We start from the raw sequence: 13517 nt of genomic DNA, 5'->3' as shown, positions 1-13517 counted from the left end.
GAAAGTTCAGCGGTCGAGCGGCCCCAGCGGCTTGACGAAATGGAAGCCCCGGATTTCAAACCCTAGCCGGTGATAGAGACGGTGCGAGGAATGATTCGAAGTATAACTGTCCAGCACCACCAGATTGCAGTCCTCCGCGCGTGCCAATTCCTCCAGATGCCGGATCAGCGCGCTGCCCAGCCCGCTGGAGCGCAGCTCGGGATCCACCACCAGATTGTCCAGCTCCAGATACTTGCCGCACCAGACCTTCGTCGCGATCCAGACTCCGGCCAGTGCGGCCAGCTTCCCGTCTAGGAAGGCACCGAAGGCATGATAGTGCCCATGTTCGGCGAGGATCGTCTCGAAGCGCTGCTTCAGCACCTCCTCGGAAATCCCCGGGTTCAGATGGCAGAGCAGAGCGAGTGCAGACGCATAGTCCTCGGGCACCAGCTTGCGGATCTCAGGCAGGCTCACGCTCTCTTCCTAGCGCGGGAGGCCGCTTCAGGGAAGCGCTGGAGATAGTCCGGCAGTGAAATCATCGGCAGCCGCTCGCCTGCACCTGCGGAGGGCACCGGCACCCGCGAGAAGAATGCTTCCAGGATCTCCGAGGACATCCTCCCGAGCTGGGCTAGCGAGCGGTTCCGATGGATGCGCTCGTCCAGATCCGTCTGGGCGATCGCCCCGATCCCGTGAGCCCGCCAGACATCCAGCAGATGCGCCGTCTCCACCCCGTAGCCGGTGGGGAAGGGGATCGTCTCCAGAATTTCGCGCCGTGCCGCATACTCCCCGGCCAGCGGCTGGTGCAGTCCTGCCAACTCGGGGCAAAAGCGCTGCAAGAGAGGACGCACCAGAATCTCCGTCACCCGGCCGCCGCCGCGCGGATCCACGCCTTCCGCCGCCAGCAGCGGACGCTCGTAGAATCCCTTCACGTAGCCGATCTCCGGATGCCGGATCAGCGGCCCCACGGTACCGTAGACGAAGCGCGGATGAATGTTTCCGATATCACCGTCCACGAAGCACAGGATATCGCCGCGCAATTGGTGAACAGCCTTCCACAGGTTTTCCCCTTTGCCCATCCGATGCCCTTGGAAGGGGAGAATGTCCGCCGCGAGAATCACTTCCGCCCCGGCATCCGCCGCCAGCACCCGCGTGCGGTCCGTCGAGCCCGAATCGATCACCACGATCTCGTCCAACAGGGAATGCTTCTCTAACAGCTCGCTCCGCAGCACGGATACGATACGAGCGATGGTGCCTTCCTCGTTGAGTGTAGGGATGCAAAGCGAGACCCGCAAGCCCACGGCCTCTTTCTCCGCGACGAGAGCCTGCAGATTGTTGAAATCCCGGTGATGGAATGCTGCAGGCTTCATGGTTATTCCAACCCCGGAACAAACTCGATCTCCAAACGCACCAGATCCTCGGAATGAGCCCACTCGATGGGCGACACCGTATCCTGATCGACCGATCCCGGGTTCATCTCAGTTAGATCATATCCCGCGTCACCCGGTACCTCGCCGCACAGCGCGGGCATTGCACCGTGATGACATCGGCATCCTCGAAAAGATCGTCCGGTCGCTCGCGCCAGGAGCCCAGCACCGGCAGGATCTTCCCGAGATCACATCCACAGTGGAATCGGAAGCGCCGCGTCTCCAGCAGATTGGTTTCCTCTGTCTCTTGGATCCGCGCGGCACCTTCTTCATCCAGCGCGGCCAGCCACTCCTCGTCGCAATCCGGCTGCGCCACGATCAGCGAGAAGACCTCGTCATCGTGCCGGAACATCCGCGCCATCCGCTGCTCGGACTGGGCGTAGAACTGCTCCACCCAATGAAGCGGATCGCGGTCATCGACCTCCAAGGTCGAGAGCCGGGGCTCCGGGAGCTGCTTCGCGATGACTTGGGAATAGAAGAAGTTCCGGTCCGGCTCGCGGACATCCTCGGTGAAAAGACGTCCCGTCACTGACTCCTGCAGCGAGCCTCCCGTCACGAACACATTTACCCGCGGGGCCCGCAGGTTCACGGTCCACGCAATGGTCTCCGCCCAGGGACGCGCCACCACATGCAGCGTCAGCCCGGCCATGAAGTCTTTCAGCATCTGATCCAGATCCGCACTGTGGCGGATGCCGTGCTGCATCAGATGCAAATAGTAGTCCGTGTAGATCGGCGTGAACTGCGCCCGCAGCAGCAGGGCATTCCGATGACGGACGAAGATGGATTCGACCCTGACGTATTCCTCGACTTCTACCTGCTCCGGCTCTGGCACGCGGCAGGGTAAGAGCGGAAGCCGCCGAAATCCAAATGAGAAATTGTGCGGATCGGTTGAGACAGGGACGCGCTATCCAGCCGCCACACTTCCCGCATCAGAACAGTCCTGGTTGTTCTTCCTTGGGAGGAGCCAGCCTCTCCCTCGCCACCGAAAGATAATAGTCGTCCAGCTCGATCCCCGTGAACTCCTTCACTCCCATCCGCTGGGCCGCCACCGCCGAGGTCCCGATCCCCAGGAAAGGATCTAGGAGCCGGGTCTCTTCACCCTTCCCGTGAATCCGGATGCACTGCTCCACCAGTCCCACCGGGAAGCTCGCCGGATGCGGCCGCTCCTTGTCGCGCGATTGGATGGTATCGTAGGGGATGAACCAGGTATTCCCGCGGCAGCGCCGGTCCACTCCGCCGGTATGTCCCCAGCGGGCGATGTTCGACTTGTCCTGATAGGGCACCCCGGCCCCGCGGCGGTCTACCGGCACATCGCCGCGCTTGCTCAGGTGGAACACATACTCGTGACAGTCATTCACGAAGCGCTTCGAGTTGATCGGTTTGAAATGTCCCGCACTGATCTGCTCGCCGCCCCGCGTCTCCACCGTGATCGACTTGATCCAGTGAAAAGTATTCTGCAGCACGAAGAGCGGTTCCGGCCCCTCCGTGAAAGCCAGCACGATCTGGTGTGGCAGCAAGGGGTTTGCCGGTGAGGCACCGACGTTCAGGAAGAAAGAGCCCTCATCCACCAGAACCCGTTTGAGCTCCGCCGCCCATGCCTTGCACCACTCGATAAACTCCCCGCGGCCCGCGGTATCGTCGAAGCTCCGGTAGTTGATCCCCAGATTGTAGGGCGGGGATGTTACCACCAGATCCACCGATGCCTCGGGCAGCGTGGGCAGGACTTGCAGGCAATCGCCGTGGTGCAGCATGGGCAAATGCTATTCCTACTTCTTGCCGATGCGAGAGACCTCACCGAAGTCGGGCCATTCTTCTTTCTGACGGCCTTCGTTCCGGAGAAAGTCTTCGATGAGCCTCTCCCGCGTCATCTCGCCGCTCCGGACCAGATCCGGCACGATCTCTTCGCAGATCCAGCGCTGGTACTGCTCGAAGGTCATCTTCGGCGACGGCGGATGGTTGGCGAACGCGGGAAGCTGGATGTCGAGCTCGCTCATGATCTCCTGTGTTAAACCTAGACGAAGGTTTAGCCCTCCTCGAGCTCTTCCCCTTCGAACAAATCCGTGCCCTCGATGCGACCGAATGCCGTGCCCGCCTCGGAGCCCAGATATGGGATGATCGCGGGATCGTAGTTGCAGATCGTGTTTACCTCATAGGCCGCCCAGTTCGACGGGTCTCCCGCGTATTCCTGAGTCTCGTCACCGGAAAAGAAACGCCATCCGGAGTCGCCCTCATCGTCCGCTTCCTCGCGGTACATGTATCCCACCTTCGCTCCGTCCACGGTGATGCGATCTGTGGCGAGACAGGCCCCCATCGGCGGAATCAGATCTTTGATCTCCTCCGCGGGAATCTTGAACTTCGTGTCTTTCGCAGCCATGGCTTTAGATCTTTCCTTTTAGAATGTCCGTCACCTGCTTCGGATTCGGCTTGGTCGAGGAAGCCTTCATCACTTGGCCTGTCAGCCAGTTCAGCAGCTTCTCGTTGCCAGCCTTGATCTCGGCCACCTTGTCCGGATTCGCCGCGATGACCTGATCGCACAGGCCCTCCAGCTCACCAGCATCGGTTGGCTCGAAGCCGAGCTCCTTCGCCACCGCCGCAGGATCCTTCTCCGGTGCATCCAGAAGCACCGCCAGCACTTCCTTCGCCTGGCTTAGTGCCAAGGTGCCACCTTCCACCAAAGTCAGCAGAGCCCCGATCTTCGCGGCCCCCAGCGGTGAGTCGGCGATCGCCACCGAGCGCTCGTTCAGCGTGCCCAGCAGCGTGTTCAGCAGGAAGTTCGCCGCCTTCTTGCCCGGCAGGCCCGGCGTCGCGGCGAGTTCCTCGAAGTAGGTGGCCAGCGGCAGATCCGCGGCCAGCACCGAGCCGTCGTAAGCGCTCACACCGAAATCCTTCTCATATCGCGCTGCCCGCTCGTGCGGACGCTCCACCAGCAGCGGTCGCACCTTCTCCAGCAGAGGCGCGGTCACCACCGGCAGCAGGTCGGGGCAGGGGAAGTAGCGGTAGTCGTGCGCATCCTCCTTCGTCCGCATCAGGGTGGATTCACCACGGTCGTCGTCCCAGCGGCGGGTCGATTGCACCTGGGGAATGCCTGCATCCAGTTCCTCGGCCTGACGCTCCGTCTCGAACTGGATCGCCCGCCGGATCGCCGAAATCGAGTTCAGGTTCTTCAACTCGATCTTCGCACCCAGAGGATCATCCTTCGTGCGCCGCAGCGAGATGTTCACATCCGCCCGCATCTGGCCCTTCTCCATGTCCGCATCGGAGATCCCGCCTTGCTGCAGGATCATCTGCAGCGAGCGGATGTAGGCCATCGCCTCCTCCGCCGACTCGATGTCCGGCTCGCTCACGATCTCCATCAGCGGCGTTCCCGCGCGGTTGAAGTCGATCAGCGAGGAAGTGCCGAGGTGGGTGGACTTCGCCACGTCCTCTTCCAGGTGGATCCGGTTCAGCCGCACCTTCTGGCCGGGGCGGGGGATGTTCTTCCGCATGTCCGTCGGGTAGCAGAAGTCGTAGAGCGGCACCTCACCTCCGATGCACAACGGAAAATCCATCTGCGTCGTCTGGAAATTCTTCGGCATGTCCGGGTAGAAGTAGCTCTTCCGGTCCCAGCGCGAGATCTCCGGCGAGCCGCAATCCAGCAACAGTCCCGCCAGCAACGTCTTCTCGATCGCATGGCGGTTCAGCACCGGCAGCGCCCCCGGCAGGCCCAGGCAGACCGGGCAGGTACGGGTATTCGGTTCCTCGCCGAAGGACGTCTCGCAGGCGCAGAACATCTTCGTGCGCGTTTTGACCTGGCAGTGGACTTCTAGACCGATGGTGACGAGGTAAGGCATGGATTGGGGCGCGGAACGCCGGGAGCTTGGCGGACCGGAGCCGCTTGGCCAACCCCGAATCTTGCCCGCCATGCCTCGCCCCGGCCTTGCCAAAGGCCCCGCTCCCGGTGCATGGCGGGGGCCGTCCACCCCGCACGGGGAGACTCCGCCATATGACTTGGGAAATCGGCCTCACCCTGGGCGTCATCGCCTTGACGCTCATCGCCTTCATCCGGGAATGGGCAGCACCGGACGTCATCGCCCTCACCGTGCTGGTCGGCGTGGTCGCCCTCGGTTTGATCGATGTCGGCGATATGTCGCTGGTCTTCAAGAATGAGGCTCCGCTCGCCATCGCCGCCCTCTTCATCATCGGCGGCTCGCTTGAAGCTTCCGGTGCCGTCGATCACATCGGCCGCTTCCTCCGCGACAAGCTGCCGAGCAATATCCGGATGGCCATTCTGAGCTTTTCGATTCTCGCAGGCTTCTTCAGCGCGTGGATGAACAACACGGCCATCGTTGCCATCCTTCTGCCCGTCGCCTTGGGATTCACACGTTCGCGGGACATGTCCCCGTCCAAGATCCTGATGCCACTTTCCTACGCATCCATCCTCGGCGGCTGCTGCACCCTCATCGGAACCTCCACCAACCTGCTGGTGAATGGCACCCTCAAGGACATGAAGATGGAGCCGATGACCATGTTCCAATTGGCTCCGGTCGGCATCCCGCTCTCCATCGCCGGCATCGCTTACCTCGCCATTTTCGGGCCGAAGCTGATTCCCTCCCGCTCCACCATCTCCGGCAGCCTCGATATCAAGGACCGCACCACGCCGCTCTATCACATCCTCATCGGCGAAAACTCCCCGCTGATCGGCAAGCCCCTCAAAGACACCCCCTTCTTCGACCGCTCGAAGCACGTCCACATCATGGAAGTGCGCCGCAAGGGCACCCGCGAAATGCGCTCCCTCAGCACGCTCACCGTCGAGAAAAACGACCGCTTCCTCGTCGCCCTCCACGGCCGCAGCAGCAAGGCGGTGAAAGCCGAGGAACTCTGCCAGGAGATCGGCGCCAGCCTGCTCTCCACCATCGATGGCGTCGTCACCGAACTCGTCATCCGCGACGAGTCCTCGCTCCATGGCCGCACCCTCGCGAAGTCCGACTTCCGCCAGCACTACAACAGCGTCGTTATCGCCGTTCACCGCAATGGCGTGAACATCACCAACCAGCTCGCCGAGATCCCCCTCGAAACCGGCGACACCCTCCTCGTCATCACCGCGGTGAACAACCTCACCGCCCTCGACGAAACCCGCGACTTCATCCTCACCGATATCGCGGACGAAGCCTCCGGCTCCGATGCCCCGACCAAGCCGCGCCATCACTCTTGGGTTTCATGGGCGACCCTCATCGGCGTCGTCCTCGTCGCCACGCTCACCGACATCCTCGGCGGCGAAGACGGGAAGGGGATCATCTCCTGGCTCCCCGTCATCCCCATCCACTACGCCGCCATGGTCGGCGCGCTCATCCTCCTCTGGTCGAAGATCCTCACCCCGCGCGAGGCCTACGCCAGCATCGATTGGCAGGTGCTTCTCATGCTCTACGGCCTGCTCGGCCTCGGCATGGCCATGCAATCCACCGGCACTGCCAAGTGGCTCGCGGAAAGCATGGTCGAGCTGGCCCAAGGCTTCGTCACCCCGGACCTCATGCCGATCGTCATGCTCTGGCTGATCTTCCTCCTCACCCTGCTGCTCACCGAGGTTCTTTCTAACAACGCCACCGCCGTGATGATGGTGCCCATCGTCGTCACCCTCGCGCACACCCTCGGCGTCAGCCATTGGCCCTTCGTCATGGCCGTCACCGTCGCCGCCTCCACTGCCTTCGCCCTGCCCATGGGCTATCAGACCCACATGATGGTGTATGGCCCCGGGGGCTTCCGATTCTCGGATTTCCTCCGCGTCGGCATCCCGCTGAATATCATCTGCTGGGTCGTCTCCTGCCTCCTCATCCCCCTGATCTGGCCATTCTGAATTACAAATCCAGATCCGCCAGCATCCGCCGCAGATCCGGATCTGCCATCACGTGATCCAGCCGCGGATCCCGCAGGATATCCGCATAACGCTTCGTCCGCGCCAGCTCCCGCAGCTTCGCATCCCCCTCGATCAGCTTCCGAATCTCCGGCTCCTCCATCACCGGAATCGCCTTCGGCGGCGCGTCGGAATCCCCCAGCGCGATCAACTTCGCCAGCGTCACCCGCGCCTCGTCCGCCAGCGGATCGATCGTCTTGAACCAATCCACCGGCAGCGAGCGGTCGATCGCCCCCTTCAGCTCCGCCAGGAAGGCCGACCGCGCTTCCGGATCCTTCCCGTCCACGAAGCTCCGGATCTCCGCCACCGATCCAGCATTGCGCACCAGTGTCACCCCCGTGAACCACAGCAGCGAGGTCGGCACCAAGCTGAAGAGCAGCGTCCAGCCCCGCCTCATCATCGAGGGCCTTTCGCCATCCCCACCGCTGAAAGGCCGCGTCGCGGAACGCAGCACCCACCGCAGCGCCAGAAATGCCACCAACCCCGCGACCACCGGCACCACCATCGGCAGACCCGGCGCATGCCGCCACACCAGGTAGCCCGCATACCCGCTCGCACACAGCACCAAGGATCCCGTCAGCATCCGCAGGAATCCCCGCAGCACCGCCAGCACCGCACACGCCGCGAAGATCAATAGCCCCGCCGTCCCCAAGCTCAGCTGGGGAATCGCATCCAGATCCAGCGCCGCCAGAATCTCCTTCATCACTCCTCCGGCGCAGGGAATCCGCCCACCTGCCCGCGCTGCCGCAGCAGGTGATCGCACAGCACCAGCACCGCCATCGCTTCCACCATCGGCACCGCGCGCGGCAGCACGCAGGCATCATGGCGGCCCCGCCCAGCCAGCTCCGTATTCTCGCCGGTATTCGTCACCGTCTCCTGCGACGTCATGATCGTCGCCGTCGGCTTGAAGGCCACGCGGAACACGATGTTCTCGCCATTGGAAATCCCGCCCTGAATCCCGCCGGAGCGGTTGCTCGTCGTCCGCACCTTGCCCTCCACCATCCGGAAGGGGTCGTTGTGCTCGCGGCCTGTTAGAAGCGTCCCCGCGAAGCCAGATCCGATCTCGAAGCCCTTCGTCGCCGGCAGCGAGAGCATCGCCTTCGCCAACTCCGCCTCCAGCTTGTCGAAAACCGGCTCGCCCAGCCCCGGCGGACAATTCCGGATCACGCACTCCACCACGCCGCCCACCGAATTCCCCTCGGCACGCACCGCTTTGATCCGCTCGATCATCGGCTCCACCATCGCCGCATCACCGGTCCGCACGATGTTCCCCTCGATCTCGTCAAAAGTCACCGTCTCCGCATCCACCGTCGCATTCAGGTCGTGAATCGATTTCACCCAGGCCAGCACCTCGATTCCCGGCGCCAGTTGATCCAGCACCTTCTTCGCCACCGCCGCCGCCGCCACCCGCCCGATCGTCTCGCGCGCCGAAGCCCGCCCGCCGCCGGAAAGCGCCCGCACCCCGTACTTCGCATCGTAGGTATAGTCCGCGTGGGAGGGGCGATACTTCACCGCCATCTCCTCATAGGCCCCGGGCCGCTGGTCCTCGTTCCGCACCACCACCGCGATCGGCGTGCCCAGCGTCACCCCGTCCACCACGCCCGAGAGGATCTCCGCCCGGTCCGCTTCCTTCCGCGGGGTCACGATCTCGCTCTGCCCCGGCCTCCGCCGGTCGAGCTCCACCTGAATGTCCTCCGCCGTCACCTTCACCCGCGGCGGCACCCCATCGATCACCACGCCCACACCGCCTCCATGAGATTCCCCGAAGGTGTGGATGCGGAACGCGTGGCCGAAAGTCGATGACATGCGCGCACTGTAGAAACCCCGCTCCGCCCGCCAAGCGCGGACCCGTCCAAAATCTCAGATCTTGGAGGCCATCCGATTCCTCACACTGAACCGGGTAGCTCCTCCCGACGAAATCCCGAGGCTGTTAATATTTCGCGCCCTTTCGCGATTTTCGCGGTTGAGAACAATCGCCACCGAAGAACAGGAGCGGCCACATCACTCGATACACACCATCAACCTTAAATCCTCTGCGGATGCCTCAGCACCCGGAACGCCCGCGCCTTCGCGGACATCAGATACCGCAGCCCCTTCCTCACCGCCGTCGCCCCCACCACGAGAATAACACCGCCGATCACCCAGTTCGCCGCCGCCACATCACCGATCGATTTCGGCGCCGTATCCCTCCACCCCACCACATGGGAAATATGCGGCCCCATCACCATCATCGCCGCCACGATCCCGATAAGCCCCACCGCCACGATAAGAAACGCCGTCGAGGTCTCGATCTGCGGTGTCCATATCGCCTGACAATAGTTGCACACCTTCGGCGCGAATACCCGCGAGAACCCCGTGGAATAGAAATCCCTCGTCGCTGTCTTCAAATCCTTCCCGCCGCAGAAAGGACATTTCTTCCCGTGCTTCACATCCTTCGTCACATGCGGCTGCTCCTCCCCTTGGATATGGATAAGCTTCCCCAGCGGCTTCCAATCCTCATATCCCTCCATCACCGCCATCGTATGCGGCGTGATCTTATGCTCCGCGATAAGCTGTCCGAGCTCTTCCACCGTAAAGGGGCCGCTCACCTCATCCTCGATCGACACATAGTACATGACAGGGGGCTTGGGTTCGGGTTCGCAAACGCACGCCTCCCTTGAGTCGGAGACGCCCGGAATATCAGGATTCTTATGCCCCTTACGCCCCGCCACTGTCAATCTATCGTCCCCAACACATCCTCATTGTAGCTGAAGGACTCTCGTCCTTCAGGCTGCTCGCCTCCACCCCTCAAATCGCAATCCCCTTCGCCAACCGATCTTTCCCGCAGACCAAGAGCCCCCTCAATCCCTCTTATCCCATTCATCCTATCCATCCCGGTCCCAATCCTCTTCGTCCTGTCCATCTGCGCTGAACCTCCAAACTCCCTCCCATTCGCCATTCCCACCCCACACCTCTCCCGCTAGCCTCCCCCCGCACATGCTGGAGATCACGGAAGACTGGGTGAGGGGACTCACCGGCTGGAAACCCTTCAAGGACGGCAAGTCCCTCGTGGACCTCGTCACCGGCCTCAAGAAATCCGCCGCCGGCGATGTCCTCCAAGGCACCCTCAAGGAAGGCCGCCTCACCCTCCGTCCCACCGTCAAGATCGTCGGCCCCAGCGATGTCCGCGTCCAGTGCGGCTGCCCCGATCACCGCGCCACCGGCGGCATCTGCGCCCACGCCGTCGCCGTCCTCCTCGCCTCCACAATGAGCGGGGGCGTCTCGCCCCCGTCTTCCACCGCTACCTCGTCCTCCAAGCCCACACCCGCCCTCCAGCCCCGCGCCTGGTCCATCCACCTCTCCCCGCGCCTCGCCGCGGAGCTCCCCGCCCGCCGCCTCTCCGTCCGCATCGCCCCCGCGAAGTCCGAGATCCTCCCGCAGGACCAGCTCCTCTCCGCCTGGCTCGCCGCCCGCAAGGCCGCCCTTTCCGAGCCCGCCATCTACCTCCGCCTCACCGACGCCGAGATCCCCGAGTTCCTCGATCTCGTTGCCGGCCACCCCCGCATCCAGCTGGAGGGCGGGAAGGGGGCCTTTCGCGTCGAGCCAGAACCCGGCCCGCCCCTCCGCCTCGCGGATTCCCGCTTGGAGAATGGCCGCGTCACCCTTGAGCTCGCCGCCACCGAATCCCGCGAAGCCATGCCATGGGGCGATTCCCCGGCCTTCCTCGGCCTCACCTCCCTCCAGCGTCTCCCGGCCTCATCCGCGGATCCCGCCTGGTCCGCCCAGCTCACCCAGCTCCTCGGCACCCGCCGCCTGGGCCTCCCGGTCGAGCGCTTCCTGCCGAATTTCGATGCCTGGATGGACCTGCTCGAGCCGCCCCAGCCTGGCTGGCTCGGCTCCCTCCGCCTCGCCGGCGCGGAGCCCGGTTTCGAGCTGGATCTGGATGGCTCGCTCGAAGTCGTGGAGGCCACCCTCAAGGTCCGCTACCCCGGCCTCGCCGCCCTCCGCCTCCCGCCGCCGGAGCTCCCGCTCCCCGGTCTCCCCAGCCTCGCGCCGGATGGCCACCTGCAGGCCCGGAATCCCGCCGCGGAGACCCGCGCCCGCCACCGCCTCCTCTCGCTCGGCTTCCAGCCCTCCAGCCCCGGCGATCCCTCGCGCTTCCGCCTCCGCGGGAAGGACGAGATCCTCGCCCTCATCGCCGATGGCCTCCCGCTCCTCCGCAGCCTCTGGGAGGTCAGGGTAGGGGACCGCTTCCAGACCTCCTCGGCGAAGGTCCATGTCGTCCGGCCGGACATCCAGCAGCGCTCCGGCGGCGGGGATTCGCTCCTGTTTGAATTGTCCTTCCAGACCACCGGCGGCCAGCGCATTCCGGGGGCCGAGATGCGCCGTTTGCTCCGCGGCGGACAGCGCTCGGTGAAGCTTTCCAGCGGCGCGGACCTCGTTCTCAGCCGCGCCTGCGAGGACTTGGTCCAGCCACTTGTCGAAGAGGTCGGAATCGCTCGTCCCGACGAGGCTTTCCAGCTCTCTGGAGCATCTTCGCTCTTATTCCATAATCTCCGTGAAATTCTACTTAACCCGCACTCGATCAATTCGGAAGATTCCGAAGAAAACTCCAGCATACCCCCGATCTCAAACACCGGCTTAAACGCCACTCTCAGGCCCTACCAAGAGCACGGTGCCAACTGGCTTTCAGATCGTTTGAATCGCCTTGGCGGGGCACTCCTCGCCGATGAAATGGGCCTCGGAAAGACCCTGCAAACAATCGCTTCCATCAATCATTTCAATCAATCCGAGCCGGACCAATCAGCCCCCACCTTGGTCGTCGCGCCGACCTCCTTGCTGGGGAACTGGATCGCGGAGTTGAAGCGCTTCGCCCCAGGCCTATCCAGCCTGCTTTTCCATGGCAGCGGCCGCGACAAGCTCCGCACCCAGATCACGGGGGATCGCGTTGTTGTCACAAGTTATGGAACTTTGCTCCGGGACCTCGCCTTCCACCTCCAGCAGGACTACCGCCTCATCGTCGCGGACGAGGCCAGCCTCCTGCGGAATCCGGAGGCGGAGATCAGCAAGGCCATGTTCAAGCTGAAGGCCCGCGGCCGCGTCGCCCTCAGCGGCACCCCGGTGGAGAACCGCATGCAGGACCTTTGGTCGATCTTCCGCTTCATCGCCCCGGGCTACCTCGGCAGCCGCCCGGATTTCAAGGAGCGCTACGAGACACCCGCCGCCGGAGGGCAGGCCCCGCCCGGGCTCCTCCAGCGCCTCCGCCTCCGCACCTCGCCCTTCGTCCTCCGCCGCACCAAGGAGCAGGTCGCGAAGGATCTGCCGGATAAGGTGGAGATCGACGAATGGCTGGACCTCTCCGATTCCCAAGCCGAGCTCTACGCCAGCCTCGCCCGCGCCGGCTTGGAGGAGGTCGAGCGGATCCGCGACAAGCAAGGGGAGGGGGCCGCCCGCATGCACGTCCTCACCCTGCTCCTCCGTCTCCGCCAAGTTTGCGTCGATCCCGGCCTCCTCGATCTCCAGAAGGAGGAAAAGCAATCAGCCGTTAAAATCGAACGTTTGATGACACTGCTAGAGGAGCGCGCCGAACTAGGATTGAAAACATTGGTTTTCAGTCAATTCGCCACGAATCTACGTCGTATTCAGGAACGTCTTTCCTGCGGCCCCGCACAGCTTTTCCGCATCGATGGCAGCACCCGCAAGCGCCAAGAACTCGTCGATTCCTTCCAATCCGCCACCGGCCCGGCCGTCTTTCTCATCAGCCTTAAGGCCGGCGGCTACGGCCTCAATCTCACCGCCGCCGATGCCGTCGTCCACATGGATCCGTGGTGGAATCCCGCCGTCGAAGCCCAGGCCACCGACCGCGCCCACCGCATCGGCCAGACCCGGCCCGTCACCGTTTACCGACTCCTTACCCGGAACACCGTCGAGGAACGCGTCCGCCGTCTCCAGGAATCCAAACGCGCCATCATCGACGCCGCCACCGGCGAAACCGACACCGACAGCGCCCCCAAGAACTGGACCGCCGCCGACATCGAAAGCCTCCTCCAATAAGGCAGAGACCGCCCTCCGCACGATCCGGCTTCTGGTGCCCCGCCTCCCGGACGGCAAGGCAGGGACCGTTCTCCGAACGGTCAGGCTTATGGCGTGCCTCCTCCCAACACCCACCCGAACCCCAGGCAGAACCGCTCTCCAACCGGTCACGCCAGCCAAGGCAGGGACCGTTCTCCGAACGGTCAGGCGTCTGG

12 protein-coding genes are annotated in these 13517 nt (G+C 63.7%); 2 read left to right on the top strand and 10 right to left on the bottom strand.

The genetic code is table 11. The features are described 5' to 3' along the window. Positions 1 to 6: 6 nt before the first annotated feature. The 7 genes from OJ996_RS11580 to gatB all read right to left on the bottom strand — a co-directional run bounded on the left by OJ996_RS11580 (position 7) and on the right by gatB (position 5233). On the bottom strand, positions 7 to 453 hold the full coding sequence (locus OJ996_RS11580) for a GNAT family N-acetyltransferase (RefSeq protein WP_264513744.1): 447 nt from the start codon (positions 451 to 453) through the stop codon (positions 7 to 9). Beyond that, on the bottom strand, positions 450 to 1346 hold the full coding sequence (locus OJ996_RS11575; RefSeq protein ID WP_264513743.1) for a glucosyl-3-phosphoglycerate synthase: 897 nt from the start codon (positions 1344 to 1346) through the stop codon (positions 450 to 452). The genes OJ996_RS11580 and OJ996_RS11575 overlap by 4 nt, the downstream gene beginning before the upstream one ends. Before the next feature lie 112 nt (positions 1347 to 1458). After that, positions 1459 to 2235 (bottom strand): Hsp33 family molecular chaperone HslO, encoded by a 777-nt coding sequence (locus OJ996_RS11570; protein ID WP_264513742.1) that lies wholly within the window; start codon positions 2233 to 2235, stop codon positions 1459 to 1461. Between the two features lie 97 nt (positions 2236 to 2332). Continuing rightward, positions 2333 to 3154, bottom strand: coding sequence for a DNA-methyltransferase (locus tag OJ996_RS11565; protein WP_264513741.1), 822 nt, complete (start codon positions 3152 to 3154; stop codon positions 2333 to 2335). A 15-nt stretch (positions 3155 to 3169) separates the two neighbouring features. After that, positions 3170 to 3397 carry a hypothetical protein gene (locus OJ996_RS11560; RefSeq protein WP_264513740.1) on the bottom strand — a complete coding sequence of 76 codons (228 nt, stop codon included), beginning with the start codon at positions 3395 to 3397 and terminating at the stop codon, positions 3170 to 3172. Positions 3398 to 3426: 29 nt separating this feature from the next. Beyond that, positions 3427 to 3777, bottom strand: a complete 351-nt coding sequence (locus tag OJ996_RS11555; protein WP_264513739.1) for a DUF2185 domain-containing protein — start codon at positions 3775 to 3777, stop codon at positions 3427 to 3429. A gap of 4 nt (positions 3778 to 3781) precedes the next feature. After that, on the bottom strand, positions 3782 to 5233 hold the full coding sequence (gatB, locus tag OJ996_RS11550; protein WP_264513738.1) for an Asp-tRNA(Asn)/Glu-tRNA(Gln) amidotransferase subunit GatB: 1452 nt from the start codon (positions 5231 to 5233) through the stop codon (positions 3782 to 3784). A 152-nt stretch (positions 5234 to 5385) separates the two neighbouring features. Between gatB and OJ996_RS11545 the strand changes: the two genes are divergently transcribed. Beyond that, positions 5386 to 7233: an SLC13 family permease gene (locus OJ996_RS11545; RefSeq protein ID WP_264513737.1), complete on the top strand. Its 1848-nt coding sequence runs from the start codon at positions 5386 to 5388 to the stop codon at positions 7231 to 7233. 1 nt (position 7234) lies between these two features. Here the strand turns inward: OJ996_RS11545 and OJ996_RS11540 are convergent, their stop codons facing one another. From OJ996_RS11540 to OJ996_RS11530, 3 genes are all read right to left on the bottom strand, one after another. Next, complete coding sequence (locus tag OJ996_RS11540) at positions 7235 to 7993, bottom strand: hypothetical protein (protein ID WP_264513736.1); 759 nt, start codon at positions 7991 to 7993, stop codon at positions 7235 to 7237. Beyond that, entirely contained in the window at positions 7993 to 9096 is a 1104-nt protein-coding gene (aroC, locus tag OJ996_RS11535; protein ID WP_264513735.1) for a chorismate synthase, read from the bottom strand. Before aroC ends, OJ996_RS11540 begins: the two co-directional genes overlap by 1 nt. 218 nt (positions 9097 to 9314) lie before the next feature. After that, positions 9315 to 9905 (bottom strand): DUF4339 domain-containing protein, encoded by a 591-nt coding sequence (locus OJ996_RS11530; RefSeq protein WP_264513734.1) that lies wholly within the window; start codon positions 9903 to 9905, stop codon positions 9315 to 9317. A gap of 361 nt (positions 9906 to 10266) precedes the next feature. Between OJ996_RS11530 and OJ996_RS11525 the strand changes: the two genes are divergently transcribed. Further along, on the top strand, positions 10267 to 13323 hold the full coding sequence (locus OJ996_RS11525) for an SNF2-related protein (RefSeq protein WP_264513733.1): 3057 nt from the start codon (positions 10267 to 10269) through the stop codon (positions 13321 to 13323). The last annotated feature ends 194 nt before the right edge of the window (positions 13324 to 13517 follow it).

The sequence above is a fragment of the Luteolibacter rhizosphaerae genome, assembly GCF_025950095.1.
Classification (GTDB): domain Bacteria; phylum Verrucomicrobiota; class Verrucomicrobiia; order Verrucomicrobiales; family Akkermansiaceae; genus Haloferula; species Haloferula rhizosphaerae.
The sequence above is the reverse complement of the archived record's forward strand: the minus strand, read 5'-3'. Positions and strand labels throughout refer to the sequence as shown.